Source organism: Sphingomonas sp. Root720 (assembly GCF_001428605.1).
In the GTDB taxonomy this organism is placed as follows: domain Bacteria; phylum Pseudomonadota; class Alphaproteobacteria; order Sphingomonadales; family Sphingomonadaceae; genus Rhizorhabdus.
In genome coordinates this window covers 70,477-91,022 of the sequence record NZ_LMID01000013.1, presented here as the reverse complement: position 1 = coordinate 91,022, position 20,546 = coordinate 70,477, and the positions used below count along the sequence as shown (strand labels likewise).

Sequence of the window (20,546 nt, the reverse complement as noted above, 5' to 3'; positions counted from 1 at the left end):
GATGGCTGGCCATGATCATAGGGAAACGGGCATGGCCGGCCCGTTGACGCACCCGGCGGCCGGAGCGTCGAAGGTGACCGCACGTGCCTGGGTGGTGCTTCTCGTCCTGGCGATGGTGAACTCGGTCAACTACATGGACCGATGGGTCATGTCGGTGCTGATCCAGCCGATCAAGGAGAGCATGCACCTGTCCGACACCCAGCTCGGTCTGCTGACCGGTCTGGCCTTCTCGCTTTCCTATGCGCTGTTCGCGCTGCCGATCGCGCGCTGGGCGGACAATGGCGTCCGCCGCAACGTCCTGATCTGCTCGATCACCCTCTGGAGTGTGATGACCGGGCTGGGCGGGCTCGCGCAGAATTTCTGGCAGCTCTTCCTGGCGCGGATCGGCGTCGGCGCCGGAGAGTCGGGGTGCATCCCTACCGGCCAGTCGATCATCTCGGACTATTTCCCCAACGACCGGCGCGCCTTCGCGCTTGCCATGTTTTCGGCGGGCAGCATGTTGGGCAAGGTCGCTGGCATCGGCGGTGCCGGTTTCCTTGTCGTCCATTATGGCTGGCACGGCACCTTGCTGCTGCTGGCCGTGCCGGGGTTGATCGCGGCGGTCGTGGTCCGCCTGCTGGTGCCCGAACCGCCGCGCGGACGCTTCGACAATCTCGAGGGCAAGGCCGCAGCCATGTCGACCGGGGAAGCGTTGCGCAGTCTGCTGACGACGCGCAGCTATGTCCTGATCTCGATCGCCGGGGCGCTTAGCAATCTGGTGATCTTCGGGGTCCAGAACTGGACGCCGTCCTTCTATATGCGCACCCATGGCATGACGGCGGCGCAGGTGGGCGCGGCGATCGCCACCGTCGTCGGCATATGCAGCGCGATCGGGTTGCTTTCGGGCGGCTATGTCACCCAGATACTGATGCGCCGCGACGAACGCTGGAGCATGTGGCTGGCGGCGATCGTCCATGTCGTCGTCGGTGTGGGCATGATCCTCGTCTTCACCACGCCCGACCTCGGCCTGTCGCTGGCACTGTTCGCGGCGATGTCAGTGACCGCGAACATCCCGGTCGGGGCTCTGTTCGCCACCAAGATGAACGTCGCCGATCCGCGTTGCCGGGCGCTGGCCTCCGCACTGGCGCTGGCGCTGACCAGCGTCCTCGGCCTGGGCCTCGGCCCGTTGCTGGTGGGCACGCTCAGCGACTTCTTCCGGCCGGCCAGGGGCGATGATGCGCTGCGCTATGCGCTGATCAGCGTATCGGCGCTCAACGCCGTGCCGGCCTTGCTCTACATATTCTCCACCAGAACCCTGCTCGCCGATAGCGCGCGGGCCAGCCACCGGCCGGCCTGATATGGGGCTGCACGATCGATGGGACATGCCATGACCGATCCCTATATCCTGAACCCGGGTCCCCGAGTTCCCGTCACCGGTCTGAAGGCTGCGTGCAGCACCGACAGCGCGATCGTCACCGAGACGATCATGAAGATCCTGCGCGATGGCGGAAATGCGGTCGATGCCGCCATCGCCGGGTGCATGGTCCAGGCTGCGGTCGAGCCGTTCATGACCAACCATGCCGGCACCGTCGTCTTCCTCTATTTTGAGGCGAAGACGGGGCGCTATCATCAGCTCGACAGCACCGGGACCTTTCCGGGCGGGATCGCCCCCTTCCGCCCGCTGCCGAAGATGACGCACGGGTTCGCGGCCACCCATCTGTCCGCCTGCATCCCCGGTTTCATGCCGGGCCTGAAGGCGATGTACGATCGTTTCGCCACGCGGAACTGGGCATCGCTATGCGAGGATGCGATCCGCTGGGCGGACGAGGGGCATCCGGTCTCCAGCTTCGAATATGGCATCACTGCGGGGCAGGAGCATTTCCTGACCTATTTCCCGGAGGGCCGGGAATTCTATCTGCCGGGCGGCTATTTCACGCCGGTGGGGCAGCGTTTCGGCAATGCCGCCATGACGCGCACGCTGCGTCGCGTCGCCGAGGAAGGCCCCGATCACATGATCAGCGGCGGCTGGGCACGCGCCTTCGTCGACAAGGCCAACGCCATGGGCTGGCCGATCACCATGGCGCATATGGTGGAGACCCCGCCACGCTGGGTTGAGCCGCTGCGCTTCACCCATGGCGCGCACGAGATCGTCGGTCTCGCCCCGCCGCAACAGCAGGCGCTCTATTGCGCCTATGTGCTGGGCGTGCTCCGCCACCTCGGCATTGCCGACCATGCGCCGGGCTCGGCCGAGCATATCTTCTACATGGCACATGCGCTGCGCCTGGGGCTGTTCCATTGCGGTTTCCTCGGCGACCCGATGGTGGGCAGCTATGCCTTCGATCAGCTACTCGACGACGACTTCCAGCGCGCAGGCGCGCGGATGATCGGCGGGCTCCGACCCGCGATCGACCTGACCGAACATGTCCGACTGACGGCGACGGGCAGCGCCAAGGCCGGCCGGCCGACCCGCGCAATCACGTCGCCTGCCTTGCCGCCCAGCAGTTGCGAGCTGAGCATCGTCGATGCCGAGGGCAATTGGGTGCAGATGATGAACACGATGCAGTCGGGCGGTATCCCCGGCATGGTGGTCGAGGGTATTCCGATGTGCGGATCGCACGCGACCTTCACCGGCATGAGCGGCAATATGGACGCCAAGCTTGTCGCCGGCACCCGCATGCGCCGCGCGCTGGGATCGACCTTCGTACTGCGCAACGGGGTGCCGGTGCTGTCGCTGGGCACGCCGGGCAACGTCTATTTCACTATTCCGCAGATGCTGACCTACCTGCTCGATTTCGGGCTCGACGTGACTGCGGCGCAGGACGGCGCCCGCATGTTGCCGATGGACGAGGATGGATCGGTCACCGTCGAGGATCGGCTGATGACCGACACGCTCGACAGGCTGGCGTCCTGGGGCGTCAACACCCGCGCGATATCGCCCTATGAATATCATATGGGTTCGTTCCAGATGTGCTTCCGCGACGGCCCGGGCGGCCAGCTCGGCGCCAGCGCCGATCCGCGTCGCTGCGGCGTCGCCGACGGCATCCGGGCATGATCGGCGCGAATATATCGATCGCCGCGCTGGGCGCGGGGCTACGGTCTGGAACGATCAGCAGCCGGGCTCTGGTCGAGGAGGCGTTGGAGAAGGCGCTTCGGCCGGATGGAGAGGGTGGTCGCGCCTTCACCCGCATCCATGTCGATGCGGCGCGGCAGGCGGCACGGCAGTCCGATGACCGCTTTGCGAGCGGCTCGGCGCGGTCGGCCCTCGACGGCCTGCCGATCTCGATCAAGGATCTGTGCGACGTCTCCGGCGAAGCGACGACCGCCGGTGCGATCGCCCTGAGCGACGCGACGCCGGCCGCCGAAGATGCGCCCATCGTCCAGCGCCTGCGCGCGGCAGGCGCTGCGATCGTCGGTCGGACCAACATGACCGAGTTCGCCTTTTCCGGGCTTGGCCTCAATCCACACTACGGCAATCCGCGCTCGCCCTGGCGCCGCGCCGAAGGTCGGATCGCGGGTGGCTCCTCGTCCGGGGCGGCGGTATCGGTCGCCGATGGCATGGCGGTGGCCGCGATCGGCAGCGATACCGGCGGGTCGATCCGCGTGCCGGCCGCCTTCTGTGGCCTTGTCGGTTTCAAGCCGACCGCAGCGCGGGTGCCGCGCGACGGCTGTTTCGAGCTTTCGGCAACGCTGGATTCGCTCGGCCCGCTGGCGCGCTCGGTTGCGGATTGTCACGCGGTGGACGCCATCCTCGCGGATGCACCGCTACCGCTGCAAACGCCAGGGCGGAGATGGCGGCTGGGCCTCGCGCCCGCCTATCTGCTCGACGGGTGCGATGCGACGGTTCTGGCCGCCTATGAGCATGCGCTGACCCTGTTGGAACAAGCGGGGGCCGATCTCTTTCCGCTGCCGAAGGATGCGCTGCAACTGGCCGGGCAACTCACGGCTACAGGCAGTTTCGCGACGCTCGAAGGGTGGGGACGCCATGGCGACATGCTCATGCGCATCGCTGACCGGATGGACCCGCGCGTCTATGTCCGTTTCGAGAAGGGGCGCGATGCCGCGCCGGGGCTGCTGGCCGAATTGCGTGGGATCCGATCCGCGCTGATCGACCATTTCGCGATGCTGACCGACGGTCTCGACGCGATCGTCGGACCGACTGTCGCGATCGTGCCGCCGCGCGAGGCCGACCTAGAGGATTATGAGGCGTATTGCCGGACCAACGGGCTGATTTTGCGCAACACCGCCGTCGCCAATTTCATCGATGGCTGTGCAGTGACCATTCCTGCTACCCGCCCCGGTTATGCGCCCGTCGGCATCAGCTTCACCGGTGCGCATGGCCGCGATGCGACGATACTGTCACTTGCCGGCTGGGCCGAGGCGATGCTCGCCGGGGCAGCATGAAGCTCGAGCAGCTTCGCATTTTTGTTGGGGTCGCCGAGCAGGAGCATGTCACCCGCGCTGCCGAAGCGCTCAACATCACCCAATCCGCTGCCAGCGCGGCGATCGCGGCGCTGGAGGGGCGCCATGGCGTTCATTTGTTTGATCGGGTCGGCCGGCGGATCATATTGACCGAAATCGGCCGTGGCTTCCTGGACGCCGCGCTGGACGTCGTGATGGTGCTGCCGTCGAATGAAGCGGTGTGCACAGCGGTGATCGAAGGCGTCGGGGTCGCGGCGCTGTCGGCACTCGTGGTCGATCCCGCGCTCGACAGGGCGCTGCTCCACGCCGCACAAGGGGCGCTGACGGTGCGCAAGTTCGTCTGCCTCCGGCACAAGGAACGATCGATCAGTCTGTCGGCCAAGGCCTTCGAACGCCTGATCCAGACTAACACCATGACGCCGGACGGCCGTCCGCGACCGTAGAGAGGAAGAGCATGTCATCCCATCGCGCGCCCCTTCTGTGGGACAATCACGTCTATCTGCCGGAAGATCCCGGTACGGCGGCGATCGAGCAGCTGGAGAGGCATCGGCGACTGGGCTTCAACGTCGTGATGCTGAACATCGGCGATGCCGACTGCACGCTGGAATCGATCGTGCGGATGGCAGCCTTCGCCCGGCGCTGGCTGCGCGAGCATGACGACCGCTTCCTGCTGATCGAAAATCTGTCTGACATCGATCGCGCCCGGCGGGAGGGGAAGCTGGCCGTCGGCTTCAATGTCGAGGGCCTCTATTCGCTCGGCGAGCGGACCGATGTGCTATCGCTGTTCCGAGATCTGGGCGTTCGCTGGGTGCTGATGGTCTATAATCGTCGCAACGGCGTGGGATCGGGCGTGCATGACGATATCGACGAGGGGCTGAGCGACCTCGGTCGCCTCGCGGTGGCGGAGATGGACGATCTCGGCATCGTCAAATGCCTGAGCCACACCGGGCATCGTACGGCACGCGATGTGCTGGCGATGAGCCGGCGACCCTGTATTTTCTCCCATTCCAACGCGGCGGAGATATGGCCGCATGCGCGCAATATCCCCGACGACCTGATCCGCGCCTGCGCCGCGACCGGCGGGGTGGTCGGCATCAACGGCATCGCCCTGTTCTTGGGAGAAGGACCCGCTACCGCGCTGCGCATGGCCGATCATATCGATCATGTCGCCCAGCTTGTCGGGGTGGCGCATGTCGGGATCGGCAGCGACTATGGCTATCAGGTGCCCAGCCATGTCGCTGGTGCCATACCGACGGAGTCCTTCTTCTGGCCGGCGGGCAATGGTTATGGCGAGCGGCGGGACCATGGCGTGATCGAGCCGGAGGAACTGCCCGAGCTGTTCGATATTCTCGCCCGGCGCGGCTATGGCGAAGCCGATCTCGCCGGGATCCAGGGGGGCAATCTGCTGCGCGTGGCGGGGCAGGTCTGGACCGACCTCCGCTAACGCTATCGGTGCGCCAGAGGCGGGGTCACCAGGCGATGCCGGCCCGGTCCAGTTCCGCCATCGCCGGCGCCAACGCGTCGGCATGGCGACGCCACGCGCCAACCGAGCGATTGTGGATCGGTTCGCGGACCTGCACCGAACTGGCCGTCGAAACGGCGGCACCGTTCTTGTGGAAGTTCAGGCAGGCGTCGTCCCAGCCGAGCCCGCAGGCATCGAGCAGGCGCCGCGTCGAGCCCATCTGATCGTCGACCAGCGCTTCATAGTCGATCTGGAGAAACCGACCGGCTGGCAAGGTCGCGCTCCAGTGGGCGACCAGCCGATCGAAGGCGACATACCATCGGGCGATATGCGCCAGATCATAGCTATGGTCGTAATAGCCGAACTCGGCCGAGAACATCTGCCGGTAGTTGGCGAGGATGACGTCGAGCGGATGGCGGCGCAGGCAGATTATCCGCGCATCGGGAAAGGCGCTGTGGATCAGCCCGGCATAGAGGATGTTGAGCGGCATCTTGTCGACGGTCCGCTTGCCGCCTGTGCGGGCGCTCAGCGTTTCGAGATAGAGCGATGCCAGTCGATCGGAATCGATCCGCCCGGCCGCCTGCAGTGTCGCCGCGTCGAGGACTCGGTCGGTGCCGCTGCCGCCGAGCCTTTTAACGATGAGTGAGAAGGCGGGAGATTCCCCGACGCCGACCATGTCGGGATGTGCGCCGATAATTCGATCGACCAGGGTCGTGCCCGATCGCGGCAGGCCGGTGACGAATATGGGCGACGCCTGCGATTCCGGCGCGCGTGTCGATGGAGCGGGGCGGGGCGCCCGAGCGGCGAGGGCGTAGAGCGCGTCGGTGGCGTCGGGATCGTGGCGGACCAGCGTCTTCTTGGTCGACTTGGCGCGATGCAGCCAGGTCATCATTGCGTCGTGGCGGCCGCGATCCTCGTGGAGCTTTGCGATGCTGTGGCCGATGCGAAGGGCATCGTCGGCATCCTGACCCCGCGCCTCCCACAGGGTAAGGAGCGCGGTCAGCCGGGGCTCGTCGGCTTCGCCCTGGCGCCGGAGATGAATGAGCGCGAACCAGCTGCGGCTGTCGTCGGGATCGAGTACGAGTGCCTGTTCATAAGCGCCGTTCGCCTCCGCCAGCTCGCCCAAGAACTGGAGGACGTTGCCGAGATTGCGCCAAGTGGCGGCGCGGGCGCCGTCGCCCTGCGTCGCGATGCGGAAGATGCGCGCGGCTTCCTCATGTTCCTCGACCCGCGCGAGGACGACACCTAGATCGTCTGCGCTCTCCATGTCCGGCATTGTCTGGCGCGCGGCCAGTAGCGCCGCCAATCGCGCGTCCTCGGTGCGGCTCAGCAGCAGGAACAGCTTCGCCTGCCGGATCAGATAGCGGGCATCGTCTGGCCGACGGGCGAGCGCCCGCGTCAAAAGCTCGGCCGCCTTGCCGATATTGCCATGGGCTTCGGCAATCGTCGCCAGCGCGGCAACGGCGCGATCGTCGCCGGCGTCGGCTCTGAGCAGATCGAGCGCGATGCCGTGCGCATCGCGCCACTCGTTGGCAGCGATATGCCGGGCCAGCATCGTCGCCTGACTGTCCTGTCCCAAACCTTTCGCCAGTGCCATCGAAACTCCTGGATCGTCCGGAACCATGGCGGGCGGCGGATGACCGCCGCCCGCTTGCCGGTCAGAACCGCTTGCTGAACCGCAGGCCGAACTGCCGCGGCGGCAGGATATAGGTGAAGAAGGAACGGACATAGACGTTTCCGCCCCCCGCATCCTTGACCACCTGATTATAGGCCGGCGGATAGAAGGATGCGCCGGATTCCGCATATTTGTTGAAGACGTTGTTCACATAAGCGGTGACCGTCCAGCTCTCGCCGTCGAGGGCGAGCGAGAGATCGTGGCGGGTGAAGCCCTTGATCGTATAGGACCCGGCCCGGCCGCCGATCCGGGTTTCGACATTGCTCTGCCCAGTGCCGAGATAGGCGCCGGTGAGGGTCAGGCCGTCGCCGAGCGGATAGGCATATTCGACGTTGACGCTGGCCGTGTGGCGCGGCGAACCTGGCAGACGATCGCCCGGCTGGCCGTCCTCATAGTCGATCGTGTTCTGGAAGCCCGGCGGTGTGATGAAGGGGATGATCCGCGGCGTCTCCTTCGTCAGCTGCGGATCGGTATAGGCGTAGGAGAAGCGCATCGACAGCCGGTCGGTCGGGCGTCCCGCCAGCATCAGCTCGACACCCTTGGTCTCGGCACCGCCGCCGTTGATGGTGATCCCCTGGAAGCCGTTCTGTGTGACCGAAGAAATCTGCGGATTCTTCCACTTGATGTAATAGGCCGCGACGTTGAGGGTCAGGCGCCGGTCGAACCATTGGGTCTTGGCGCCGATTTCGTAGTTGATCGTCTTGTCGGGCTTGTACTCCAGCTCGTTGGGCAGGGCGCAGACGATCTGGTTCGCCGGCAGCGGGGTGGGGCAGGCCGGAGTCGCGTTGGAATTGCCGATCCGATACCCCTGGCTATAGGTGGCGTAGACCAGCGCATCCGGCGAGAATTTGTACGAGGTGTTGACCTTGTACAGGAAACCGTTGTCGCTCTGCCCGCCAGGGGTGAAGTTCAAGATGATGTCGTTCGGCCCGGCGCGGCCGGTGATCGTCTTGAACAGCGGCAGATCGGTGGCGAGCTGGGTCCGCAGCTTATAGTCATAATAGCGGCCACCGACCGTCACCTGCCATTCCGGCGTGACCTTGTAGGACAGCTCGCCATAAGCGGCCATCTCGGTCAGCCGGCTGCGGATAACGTTGATATATTCCAGGCTGTCGGGCCGGATCTGGGCGGCCTGTCCCAGCGAGAAGAGATATTCGCTGTAGCCCGGCGTGAACTCCTTGCTCGACTGGAAGGTCTTGGCGCGGCTGTAGAAGCCGCCGAAGATCCAGCTGAAGGGGCCGTCCGACTTGGAAACCAGCCGCAGTTCCTGGATGAACCGGTTCTGGCGGCCGTCCTCACGGGTCCGCATCGCAAAAGAGGGAAACAGCTCATAGCCATATTCGAGGCCGATCAGCAGGTCGGTCTGATCGCGATTGCCATGGTCGCGATACCAGGAGCGTCCGGTCGAGGAGGTGAGCTGGGCGAAGTCGAGATCCGCCGACATTTCCAGCGACAGCAGCTGGTTGGTGCGGGTGTTCGGCTCCTCGGTGCGGCGGGCGATTTCATATTTGCCGATCGGGACCGGGAAGTTGGTGAGCCCCCGGTTGCTCGCCTGGCGGCCGTCGCTGTGCGACCGCTGATAATAATAGGTCAGGTTGGCGTCGAAGGCATCCGACGGCTTCCAGCGCGCAGCGAGGCGGCCCGAGAGAGTCTCGTTGGTGTTGACGTCCTTGGCGCGCCGCAGATTGGCGTTGACCGCCGCCGGGTTGGTGAAGTCCGGATCGGGATCGGACACGCCGATCTGCCGTACGATGAAGGGCTGGTCGACGAAACCGCGGTCGTTCAGCCGATCGATCGAGCCGCGCAGCGCGAAGGTCTCGCTGACTGGCAGGTTCAGCGTCGCGCCGAGATCGGTGCTGACCGAGCTGCCATGGGTATAGCCATAGACATTGCCGCGAACCTCGCCCGAGATCCGGTCGAACTGCGCGCGCTTCGGAATGTAGCGGATGGCGCCGCCCAGCGTGCCGGCGCCATAGAGCGTGCCCTGCGGACCGGCGAGAAACTCGACCCGCTCGATGTCGTTCAGCCGCAGGTCGATGTAGAGCGGCACTTCGCCGACATAGGTCGCGACGGTGCCGCCGCCGCCGTTCGAATATTCGGTCAGGCCGAGCGGGTTGGAATTGAGGCCGCGAAACACGATCAGCGACGATGCGCGCGGGCCGGTTTCGGGGATGTACACGCCGGGGGTCAGCTGGGTCAGCGTGCGAAGGTTGGTGAGGCCCTGGCTCTGGATCTGATCGCCGCCGACGGCCGCGATGTTGATCGGCGCCGACTGCACCGTCATGTCGCGGCGGGTGGCGGTGACGACGATCTCCGACGTGGCCCGCTGGTCGTCATCGGCCGAGGCGCTGGTCGAGGCATTCTGTGCGAAGGCCGTCGTCGAGCACAGCGCCAGCAGCATGGCGCTCCCGTGCAGCAGGGCGTGCCGGCTGTTGCGATATCCGTCTTTCATAGTTCACTCCCCAAGATGTTTTTGTTGGCGCCATCGGCGGTTCGTTGGTCTTGGCCATCGTGGCGGCGCCAGGCCGGTCCGACGATGGCGGGTGGCGAGAGGGGCGGCACCGCCGCACCCGTCTCGATCCGTTCGGGACGAGAGCCGCCGGGCCGCTGGAAGACAGCAACCTGTGGGCGATCCCGACCATGTTCGATGTGTCCGGATCAACCGGGTGGATACGGCCTTCCGGTCATGGTCCGGCCTCGCTCTTCGCCGGTTGGGCGAGCAGGCGCGACTGGGCGAGGAAATAGGCGGAGCCCGGTTCGAACATGGGCCGATCGGTCGTCTCGCTCAGCGCACGGCCGAACTGCACCAACAGGTCGATGTCCGTCGCGAGACCGCTGAAATCGAGGTCGGGCGACCAGGCATCGCCGCGGCCATGATAGCGGTTGTCGAAATAATCGTCTTCCTGCGTCTTGCCGGCCGCCGGGCCGCCGTCGTGAAGGTCCAGGCCCGACCCCAGGGTCACGCCCGGCACGCCCAGGCGCGCGAAGGAGAAATGGTCCGACCGGAAATAATAACCATCGTCGAAACGGGGATTGCGGACCAGCGTACGGCCGGCGGCCTTGGCCACACGGCCCAGCAGCGGTTCCAGCCCGCTGCGCCCATTGCCCCACAGGCTGATGTCGCGGGTGGCGCCCTTGATGTCGAGCGCATCGATGTTGATGTCGGCGACGATGCCGCGCAGCAGCGTGGTGGGATGTTCGGCGAAATAGGCGGAGCCGAGCAGGCCTTTCTCCTCGGCGGTGAAGGCGACGAACAGCAGTGAACGTCGGCGCGGCGGTGCGGCGGCGAAGACCCGGCCCAGTTCGATAAGGCCGGCGATGCCGCCCGCATTGTCCTGCGCGCCGGGCGCGACGACCTTGCGGCCATCGGGACCATCGATATGACCCAGATGATCCCAGTGCGCGGAGAAAATGACGCTTTCGTCGGGCGCGGTCGATCCGTCGACCCGACCGATCACGTTGCGGCTGTCGAAGTTGCGCCGCTGCAATCCGAAATGCGCCGAAAAGCGCGACCGGCGGAAATCGATCGGACGGAAATCGGGGGAGGAGGCACGTTGCTGTTCGGCGTCCAGGTCCATCCCTTCGGCGGCGAACAGACGAACGGCCTGCTCCCGGGTGATCCAGCCTTCGACCGGCGCGTTTTTCGAGGTACGTGCGGTCGACTGGAGGTCGAGCTGGGGCAGGCCGAAGAAGCGGGCCCAGCCGGCCCATGTGCCGCCCGATGCCTTCTGATCGTGGATGATCAGGATGCCGCGGGCGCCGCGGCGTGCGAGCTCGCTGAACTTGTAATCCCAGCGGCCGTAATAAGTCATCACCGGGCCATCGAAGCGGCCATCGAGATCGACTCGGAAATCGGGATCGTTGATCAGAACCAGGGCGATCTTGCCGGTGAGATCGGCACCCTTGAAATCGTCCCACTGTTTTTCCGGCGCATCGACGCCATAGCCGGCGAAGACCAGGGGGGCGTTCTTGATGTCCACCCGGTCGAGATCGGCCCGGCTGCCCACGACGATGTCGCGACGCTGGACCAGGGTGGTTTTCCGGCCGTCGGTGTCGATCGACAGGTCGATCGGCGTGCTGAGACTATATTCCTCGATGGGGACGGTCTGGGTCCAGCTTCGCCGGCCGTCGGGCAGCAGATCGCCACCCGGCTTCAATCCCGCGGCAGCGAACTGCCGGCTGATATAGTCGACGCTCAGCTTCTCGCCCGGGGTGCCGGGCTCCCGGCCGCCGAAATCGTCGGAGGCGAGGGTGCGCACATGATCGGACAGCGCCGTGGGCCGGATCGTCGGTGCGGCGAGCGCGACCCCACCGCTCAGTCCGGCAAGACCCAGCAGGGCGAGTGTCAGGTTGAGAGGGCGATCGACGGTCGACATCTTTCTACTCACGGAAATAATCTGTAGTTCAATTCCACATCAATGCATGAAAGGCAAGTATCTTTCATTATGGGCATGAATTCACGGTTTGCTGTCGATAGAAGCTTATGTGGGACCGGGAAGTGAGAATTTTCTATAGGATCGGGACAAGGCTTCTGGAGCGAATCGTAGATCGATGACGCCTGTTTTCAAAGGCGTTTAGGTGAGTTCGTCGGCTTTCCCATACGGAATGGAGAGGAGGCGCCATCGAAGAAAGTCAATATATACACAGGAAAGTAATTTTCCTAAGAGTGTTCGGCGGCCGAGCCGAGCGCATGATGCAGGTGGCCGGACGGGGAGGATGGCTTGGGTAACAAGATTCAGCATTCGCTGCTGGGGCACCCGCGGGGGCTCTCCGTCCTCTTCATGACCGAGATGTGGGAGCGCTTCTCCTATTACGGCATGCGGGCGCTGCTCATCCTTTACCTGATCGACCATTTCGGCCTCGGCGAACGGTCCGCCTATCTGGTTTACGGCACCTACACGTCGCTGGTCTATGTCACGCCGCTGATCGGCGGCGTGCTGGCCGATCGCTGGCTCGGTTATCGCAAAGCGATCCAGGCCGGGGCCGTGCTGGTGACGACGGGACATGGCCTACTCGCTCTCGACGATGGGCTCGCCCTGGGCGGCGATATCCTTTTCTATGCCGCGCTGGCCTTCATCGTCGTCGGCACCGGCTTCGTGAAGGCGAATGTCGCGGCCTTTGTCGGCGCGCTCTACGACCGGGACGATCCGCGCCGCGAGGCCGGCTTCACCCTCTACTATATCGGCATCAACATCGGCGCTGCGCTGGGAGCGATCGTCGCCGGATGGCTGGGGCAGAATTGGGGCTGGGCTTATGGCTTCGGCGCCGCCGGGATCGGCATGGCCCTCGGCTTCCTCCAATTCTTGTTGGGAACGCGCCATTTCGGCGGGTTGGGCGAACCGCCGCGCGACGCTGGTCTACGGCGAAGCATGATCGGCCTGTCGGTGGAAAGCTGGATCTATATCGGCGCGCTGGCCGCGGTCGCGTTGCTGTATGTGATGATGCGGCAGCATGGCGCGGTCGAATATCTGCTGATCGTCGCGGCAGTCGCGGTGATCATTTACATTCTATGGTTCAGCATCACCGCGCTCGATGGGCCGGCGCGACGCGACATGGCGATCGTCACCGCGATGATCGCGATTTCAGTGCTGTTCTGGGCTCTCTACGAACAGGCAGGGTCTTCCCTGAACCTGTTCACCGAGCGTCAGATCGACCGAGTCGTGCTGGGTATGACGATCCCGGCCTCGATGTTCCAGGCGCTCAATTCGATCTACATCATCCTGCTCGCCCCCTTCTTCGCGGCGCTGTGGATCTGGCTGGGCCGGCGGCGGCTCGAGCCGTCGACCGGCACCAAATTCGGTCTCGGCCTGATCCAGCTCGGCGCGGGTTTTCTCGTCCTGGTGCTCGGCATCGAGGTGAGCGGCGACGGCAAGGTGCCGTTGATCTTCATCCTGCTGCTCTATCTGCTGCACACCACCGGCGAACTCTGCCTGGTTCCCACCGGCATCGCCGCAGTGACGCGACTGTCGGCGCCCCGGCTGGTCTGCTTCATGGTTGGTTGCTGGGCGTTCGCCAATGCCGCGGGCAGCTTCGTCGCCGGCCTGATCGCCAGTGCCACGGCGGGCGGTGAAGGCGGTATGGCCAATATCGCCATCGTCTATTCGAAGATCGGCTGGATGGCCGTTGCGATCGGCCTGGTCCTGATACTGGGCGCGGGCATCGTGCGCTGGCGCGGCTGGTCCTCGGGTGCCGAGGTGCCGGCCGGGGTCTGACCGATGGGGCTGGAGGCGCGCATCCAGACCGCCTGGGCGGAAGCGAGCGAACCGCTGCTCCACCGCCGCCTCTGCCTCGTACTCAGGACCCTGATAGAAGACGGCACGACACCGCGCGGGCAGCGCATGCCGGCGACGCGCTTGCTGGCGGGGCAACTCGGCTGTTCGCGCAACACGGTACGGCAGGCCTATGATCAACTGATCTCGGAAGGCTATCTCGTCTCCCATATCCGGGGCGGCACTTTCGCGGCTGAGCTGTTGCCGGCCCGTCGTTTCGACAAGCTCGCCACGCTGCTCGATCCCGATTTCGAGACCGCGCTGTCCTGCTATGGCAATGAGCTCGACATATTGCCGATGTCGGTCGCCACGCAGCGGCGTGCCTTCTGGCCGCACGAGACCGACGCCCGGCATTTCCCGTTCCAGACGATGATCCGGCACTTCGCGAAGAGCTGGCGCGGCAGCCGCGAGGATGTGCTGCGCGATCATGATCCGGCTGGCTTCGCACCGCTGCGGCGGGCGATCGCGACCTTTGTCCTGCATCAGCGCGGCATCGTCTGCGAGCCGGCGGACATCATCGTCTGCAACGGCACGGCGGCGAGCTTCGAACTGATCATCAAGCTGCTGCTCGATCGCAATGACGGCGTGTGGCTGGAGGAGGCCAATTGCTCCAATGCGGCGACGGCGGTGCATATGGCAGGTGGCCGCGCAATGGTCGTGCCGATGGACGAGCAGGGCATCGTCGTCGAACAAGGCATCGTCCGCGCGCCCAGCGCCCGCATGGCGATCGTCTCGCCATCGACCTGCTATCCCGTGGGCACGGTGATGAGCCTGGAACGAAGGCAGGCGCTGCTCGACTGGGCCCGCCACGCCAACGCGTTGGTGATCGAGGACGATTATGGCTGCGAGTTCATGTTCGAGGGCACGTCGCAACCGGCCATCCGCGCCTTCGATCAGAGCGGCCGGGTCATCTATATCGGCAGCTTCTCCAGCTATCTCTTTCCCTCGCTGCGGGTCTCCTATGTGATCGCACCGCCGGCGCTGGCGCGGCGGATCGCCAATCTGCGCTACAAGCTGGAGTTCCATCCGCCGATGGGGATGCAGCCGGTCATCGCCTCGATGATCGAGGATGGCGCCCTGGCGACGCATATCCGACGTATGCATCGCGTCTATGCCGCCCGCCGTGCCGCGCTGGCGTCGGCGTTCGAACGGCATCTGTCCGACCATTTCCTGCTGCGCCTGCCGCCGGCCGGGCTGAACGCGATCGCCCGTCCGAAAGCGGAAATGGGGCCGGGCGAGGTTCGTCGCTTGGTCCAGTGCGCGATGCGGCACGATGTCGGCCTGACCCCGGTGTCGACCGGCGCGGAAACGGCGACGCGTCGGCCCGCGATCCTGCTCGGCTTCGGCGCTACCGACGAGGGTGAGATCGACCATGGCGCTCGTCGCCTGGCCGCCGCGATGCAGGAGCTGGCAGGGTGAACGAACTCGCCCGGCCGCTGGGCCCCGCTGGGCCCTTCATCTCGCCGGTATGTGGGTCTTTATCGTGTCGGCCGCCGGGCGCACCGCTGGTGCAGGATCCAGAGAATGATCCGCATGGGACGGGAGCATCATGAGAAGATTGCGCATCGCTACGGATGTCGGCGGCACGTTCACCGACCTCGTCGCCCAGGAGATGGACGAGGCGGGCCAGCTGGTCGCGATTCACAGCGCCAAGGCCGACACGACCCCGCCCGATTTCGAGAAGGGCATATTGAACGTGCTGGATCGCGCAGACCTGTCGGCCGGCGACGCCGCGTTCTTCGTTCATGGCACGACGGTGGTCATCAACGCGCTGACCGAGCGCAAGGGCGCCCCGACCGGGCTGATCACCACAGCGGGGTTTCGCGACGTGCTGGAGATCGGGCGCGGCAACTGCCCAGATTATTTCAACATCCGCTTCGAAAAGCCGACGCCCTTCGTGCGCCGCAAGCACCGTCGGGTGCTGGAGGAACGGATAGACTATCAGGGCTGTGTGGTGCGCCCGCTCGACCTCGGCGGCTTGCCTGAGATCCTGGCCGACTTCGATCGGGACGCGATCGGCGCGGTCGCAGTCTGCTTTATCAACGGCTATGCCAACTCGGACCATGAGCGGCGCGTGATCGAGGAGATCGGCCGGCTCCGTCCCGACCTGTCGGTGGTCGCGTCGCATCAGATCACCCGCGAGTGGCGCGAATATGAACGGACCAGCACCACCGTCCTGTCCGCTTATGTGCAGCCCGCCGCGAAGCGCTATCTGGCCGCGCTCGATCAAGGACTGAAGGCGCAGGGCATGACCGCAGGGCTGCATATCATGCAGTCCAATGGCGGGATCGACTCGGTTGCGGCCACGGTCGAGCGGCCGATCACCATCGTCGAGTCCGGTCCCGCCAGCGGGATCTTCGCGGCGGCGGCGCTCGGCAGGTTGATCGGGCGTCCCAATGTCATCGCGCTCGATATCGGCGGGACGACGGCCAAATGCGCGCTGGTCGAAGATGGCGAAGTCCCGATCACCACCGAATATTATATCGAGCGGCACCGCCGCTTCGCCGGCTATCCGATCATGACACCGACGGTCGATATCGTCGAGATCGGCAATGGCGGCGGCAGCATCGCGTGGATCGACGATTATCGCGTCCTGCATGTCGGGCCGAAAAGTGCCGGCGCCACGCCGGGGCCGGTGGCCTATGGGCGGGGCGGCACCAGTCCCACCACCACCGATGCCAATCTGATCACCGGACGGATCGACAGCGAGAGCTTCTGCGGCGGCGCGGTCGATCCCGATATGGCGGCGGTGCGGGCCGCGTTCACGGCGCTGGGCGAGCCGCTGGGTTGCTCGGCGATCGAGGCGGCGCGCGGTGTGCTGCGGGTGGCCAATCACAATATGGTCAATGCGCTGAAGCTGATTTCGGTCGATCGCGGCCATGATCCGCGCGACTTCGCGATGGTCGCCTTCGGCGGTGGCGGGGCGATGCATGCGGCACTGCTGGCCCGCGAACTGCGCATCCCGCTGGTCGTCATCCCGGCAGCGGCGGCGGTCTTCTCGGCCTGGGGCATGCTGATGGCCGACCTGCGCCGCGACTATGTCGTGACCCGGCCCGCGCTGCTGACCCCGGACAGTGTCGGCGAGATGCTCGCGCGTTTCGATGATCTGCGCGGCCAGGCCGAACGGGAGTTCGAAGAACTGGCGACCGATATGGAGCGGCTCGACCTCGAGCTGTTCGTCGACGCGCGCTATGACGGGCAGGACAATACGGTGCGCGTGCCGCTGCCCCGCTCACTGCGCGACGAGCGGCGGATCGACGAATTCGAGGAACACTTCCGCGAGATCTTCGCCCGCAAATATGGCTATCGGCTCGACACTGGGGTCGAGGTCGTCAACCTCCACCTCGCCGCTTTCGGGCGGGTCAGCCATCTCGCATGGTCGCATGAGGCGATGGGCGAGGCATCGGCCGACTGCGCGCGGATCGGCAGCCGCAATGTCGATTTCGACGCGCTGGGGCTGCACCCGGCCACGATCTACGATCGCAGGCGGCTTTGCCCCGGCATGCGGTTCGTCGGACCCGCGATCGTCCAACAAGACGGCACCACCACGGTGATTCCGCCCGGCGATGCTGTGGCGATCGACGCCCATTTCAACATCTGCATCACGATCGCGGGGGAATAATCGATGGCCCGGCAGGATCCGTTCACCATCAACATCATCCAGAACAGCTTCCAGGCGCTCTGCGATCAGATGAGCGCGTCGCTGCGTCGCACGGCAATGAGCTCGGTCATCTATGAGGCGCTCGACTTCGGTGTCGGCTTGACCGATGCGGCGGGCGATCTGGTCTGCGACGGCGCGGGCATCCCGATGTTCGTCGGCATCCTCGACCATTCGGTGCGCACCGTCATCGCCAAGTTCGGCGACGATGTGCATGCGGGCGACCTGTTCCTGACGAACGTGCCGACCGGCGGCGGAGGCACCCATCTCAACGACGTCGTCGCTCTGCAGCCGGTCTTTGCCGGAGAGCGGCTAGCGGGCTGGGTGGTCGCCAAGGCGCATTGGACCGATATCGGCGGCATGGTTCCCGGCGGGATCAGCGACAAGGCGACCGAGGCCTTTCAGGAAGGACTGATCCTGCCGGAAATCCGGCTGTTCAACCGTGGCGTCCTCGACCATGCGGTTCGCGACATTATCGCGGCCAACAGCCGCATGCCCAAATTTACGCTGGGCGACATGTGGGCGATGGTGGCGGCGGTTCAACTCGGCGCGGACCGTCTCGGCGAGACCGCGGGGCGCTATGGCGCGGATGCGCTGGCCCTGGCGATGGCCGAGATGATCGCGATTGGGGAACGGGTGACGCTGGCCGGGCTGCGCAAGCTGCCGCCGGGCACCTATCATGCCGAAGACCATATGGATGACGGCCGCCGGCTGCAGTGCAGCGTCACGATCACCGCCGACCGCTTCGTCGTCGACCTGCGCGGCAATCCCGAACAGAGCCCGACATCGCACAACAGCCCTTATATCAGCAGCTTCGTCTGCGCCGGGCTGGTCCTGAAGGCGATCACTGATCCGCAGGCGGTGGCGAACAGCGGCTGCTTCCGCGCGCTGACCGTTTTGACAGACAAGGGCTCGATGTTCGATCCGTTGCCGGGTTCGGCCTGCGGCATGTATGTGCCGCCGTCGCTCTATGTCACCGAACTCGTCTGGAAGGCGGTCGCGGACCTAGCCCCGGATCGCATGGCCGCCGGCCATGTCGGATCGATCAACGCGATCAGCATGCTCGCGACCCATCCCGAACGCGGCACCGATGTCTTCCTCGTCGTGCCGGAGGTCGGCGGCTATGGCGCCGCGCATGACGCCGACGGGCAGCCGGCCTCGGGCATCTTCGGCAATGGCGACGCCCGCAATTCGCCGGCCGAGATCTGCGAAGCGCGCAACGGTATCCGGGTCGACCGTTATGAGTTCCACGACGAGCCCGGCGGCGAGGGGGAGTTTCGCGGCGGCCGTGGCGTTTGCGTCGAATATGTCGTGGCGGCGCCCGACACGCTGCTCGCCAGCCTGACCCAGACGCGGTCGGTCTATCCGCCTTGGGGGATGAAGGACGGCCGCGATGGATCGCTCAACCATGCCGAACTCGTCCGCGCAGACGGCAAGATCGAAACAGCGTCCCGCTTCGCTCAGGTCGGGCTCGATCCGGGGGACCGGGTGCGGATCTACACCGCGCATGGCGCCGGCTATGGCGATCCGCGCAACCGAACCGCTGAGCGGGTGCAAGCCGACATCGACGATGGCCTGATCACTGCCGAGCGGGCTCGCATAGTCTATGGATATGGGGCGTGATGGCCGGCGGGCAGCGCCGTGACGGCGGGGGCATCCTGCCGACGGCGGCGATGGTGTCGACCGGCGTTTCGGGATCGGTCATCCTCGCCTTGCTGCCGTTGCTCGTCGGATTGCTGGTAGACCGGCTGGCGCTGCCGCTGGCGACGGCGGGGGACATCGCCGGACTGCGGATGAGCGGCGCGACGATCGGCTGTCTGCTGATCGTCCCGCTGACGCGCCGGGTCGACTGGCGGCTGATCGCGGGCGGCAGCCTTGTCGCCATCCTGATCGGCAACGCGATGTCGATGCTGGTCCATGACGTAGAGTCGCTGGCTTTCTGGCAGGGCGTGGTCGGACTGGGGGAAGGGGCCACGGCGATCAACGGCGCCGCGCTGGCCAGCAGCCACAATCCCGATCGCGGTTTCGGCGTCCTCGGTTGCGTGTCGCTGTCGTTGGGGTCGATCGGCTATTTCATCTGTCCGCGTCTGGCGGAAAGCTACGGACTGGCCGGACTGATCGTCCCGATGATGCTGGTGGCGACGATCGGATTGCTGCTGCTGCGCTGGTTTCCGCCCTCGGGCCGGGGGGAGATCGATCCGGATATGCCCGCTCCGGGGTTGCTCGACGGCCGTTCGCTGCTCGGCCTGTTGACCATGGGTGTCTTCTTCCTCGGGCTCGCGACGATCTGGAGCTGCGTGGAGCGGGTAGGGGTGTGGCGTGGTTATTCGCAGGTCGATATCGGGCAGGCAGTCGGCACGCTCAATCTGATCTTCGGCCTGGCGGGCGCCGGCCTCGCGGTCGTCTTCGGCAACCGGCTGGGACATCGCTTTCCGGTCGTCGCCGCGATGGGGCTCAGCCTGCTCAGTTTCTCGTTGTTCGGCATCCAATCCTGGTTCTGCTATCTCACGGCGATCGCCCTGACCTTCCTGGCATGGATGGCGGCCTTCTCGTTCATCATGGGATTGCTCGCGGAGATCGACGGCAGCGGGCGGCTCGCGGTCGCCGGGCTCGTCGTTCAGACGGGCTGCTTCGCGGCCGGGCCGGCCTTGGGCACGCGCCTGCTCGGCACCGGACTGTTCGGTCTGCAATTGTTCGCGATCGCCTGTTCAGTGGGCGCGATCGGCCTGGCCATCGTCGTCACCGCGCGGCGGTATCCATAGCTTCCAACTGGCGATCGACCATGCCCGCCATGGGAAGGTGATGATCGCCTTCGGGACAACGGTGAGCAATTGCCGCGGCTCAACGGCTTTCCGGTCCGGTTGGTATTCCACTGACTGGGTCAAGATGCTGTCCGGCATCGAGATGCTGGCGGCGCCCGATGCCATTCGGCCAGCATGGTGCTGGTGCAGCCCAAGCTGACTCGCGTTCAATGACAGACGATCGCCCCTATCGGCTCTTTCCATATTGCCCCCGATAGCGACATGCATGCAGCTCTACCCAACAAGCCGTCTATGTGAGCCGCTTGCCCACGATACCCTTGAA

The 20,546-nt window shown here is 65.5% G+C and carries 13 protein-coding genes; 10 read left to right on the top strand and 3 right to left on the bottom strand.

What is annotated here, in order from left to right:
- The first annotated feature begins 31 nt into the window (after nucleotides 1-31).
- The 5 genes from ASE22_RS17840 to ASE22_RS17820 are packed head-to-tail and all read left to right on the top strand — an operon-like array spanning nucleotide 32 to nucleotide 5,842.
- Nucleotides 32-1,336, top strand: coding sequence for a spinster family MFS transporter (locus ASE22_RS17840; RefSeq protein WP_056362854.1), 1,305 nt, complete (start codon nucleotides 32-34; stop codon nucleotides 1,334-1,336).
- A 30-nt stretch (nucleotides 1,337-1,366) separates the two neighbouring features.
- The gene (locus tag ASE22_RS17835; protein ID WP_056362851.1) at nucleotides 1,367-3,031 is read left to right on the top strand and encodes a gamma-glutamyltransferase; all 1,665 of its coding nucleotides are present in this window, start codon (nucleotides 1,367-1,369) and stop codon (nucleotides 3,029-3,031) included.
- Nucleotides 3,028-4,380, top strand: a complete 1,353-nt coding sequence (locus ASE22_RS17830) for an amidase (protein ID WP_056362849.1) — start codon at nucleotides 3,028-3,030, stop codon at nucleotides 4,378-4,380. Before ASE22_RS17835 ends, ASE22_RS17830 begins: the two co-directional genes overlap by 4 nt.
- On the top strand, nucleotides 4,377-4,841 hold the full coding sequence (locus ASE22_RS17825) for a LysR family transcriptional regulator (protein WP_056362842.1): 465 nt from the start codon (nucleotides 4,377-4,379) through the stop codon (nucleotides 4,839-4,841). Before ASE22_RS17830 ends, ASE22_RS17825 begins: the two co-directional genes overlap by 4 nt.
- A gap of 11 nt (nucleotides 4,842-4,852) precedes the next feature.
- Nucleotides 4,853-5,842, top strand: coding sequence for a dipeptidase (locus ASE22_RS17820; RefSeq protein ID WP_056362839.1), 990 nt, complete (start codon nucleotides 4,853-4,855; stop codon nucleotides 5,840-5,842).
- Nucleotides 5,843-5,867: 25 nt separating this feature from the next.
- On the opposite strand, the gene ASE22_RS17815 is transcribed toward ASE22_RS17820, so the two are convergent.
- From ASE22_RS17815 to ASE22_RS17805, 3 genes are all read right to left on the bottom strand, one after another.
- Nucleotides 5,868-7,457 (bottom strand): tetratricopeptide repeat-containing sulfotransferase family protein, encoded by a 1,590-nt coding sequence (locus tag ASE22_RS17815; RefSeq protein WP_162248189.1) that lies wholly within the window; start codon nucleotides 7,455-7,457, stop codon nucleotides 5,868-5,870.
- A 61-nt stretch (nucleotides 7,458-7,518) separates the two neighbouring features.
- Nucleotides 7,519-9,987 (bottom strand): TonB-dependent receptor, encoded by a 2,469-nt coding sequence (locus ASE22_RS17810; protein WP_056362833.1) that lies wholly within the window; start codon nucleotides 9,985-9,987, stop codon nucleotides 7,519-7,521.
- 232 nt (nucleotides 9,988-10,219) lie between these two features.
- Entirely contained in the window at nucleotides 10,220-11,923 is a 1,704-nt protein-coding gene (locus tag ASE22_RS17805) for a M20/M25/M40 family metallo-hydrolase (RefSeq protein ID WP_156397126.1), read from the bottom strand.
- A 333-nt stretch (nucleotides 11,924-12,256) separates the two neighbouring features.
- On the opposite strand from ASE22_RS17805, the gene ASE22_RS17800 reads away from it, so the two are divergent.
- From ASE22_RS17800 to ASE22_RS17780, 5 genes are all read left to right on the top strand, one after another.
- Complete coding sequence (locus tag ASE22_RS17800; RefSeq protein ID WP_056362826.1) at nucleotides 12,257-13,747, top strand: peptide MFS transporter; 1,491 nt, start codon at nucleotides 12,257-12,259, stop codon at nucleotides 13,745-13,747.
- A gap of 3 nt (nucleotides 13,748-13,750) precedes the next feature.
- Nucleotides 13,751-15,223, top strand: coding sequence for a MocR-like pyridoxine biosynthesis transcription factor PdxR (gene pdxR / locus ASE22_RS17795; RefSeq protein ID WP_056362825.1), 1,473 nt, complete (start codon nucleotides 13,751-13,753; stop codon nucleotides 15,221-15,223).
- A gap of 130 nt (nucleotides 15,224-15,353) precedes the next feature.
- Nucleotides 15,354-17,426 (top strand): hydantoinase/oxoprolinase family protein, encoded by a 2,073-nt coding sequence (locus ASE22_RS17790; protein WP_056362821.1) that lies wholly within the window; start codon nucleotides 15,354-15,356, stop codon nucleotides 17,424-17,426.
- Between the two features lie 3 nt (nucleotides 17,427-17,429).
- Entirely contained in the window at nucleotides 17,430-19,085 is a 1,656-nt protein-coding gene (locus ASE22_RS17785) for a hydantoinase B/oxoprolinase family protein (RefSeq protein WP_056362819.1), read from the top strand.
- Nucleotides 19,085-20,224: a hypothetical protein gene (locus ASE22_RS17780; RefSeq protein WP_056362816.1), complete on the top strand. Its 1,140-nt coding sequence runs from the start codon at nucleotides 19,085-19,087 to the stop codon at nucleotides 20,222-20,224. Before ASE22_RS17785 ends, ASE22_RS17780 begins: the two co-directional genes overlap by 1 nt.
- Nucleotides 20,225-20,546: the final 322 nt, after the last annotated feature.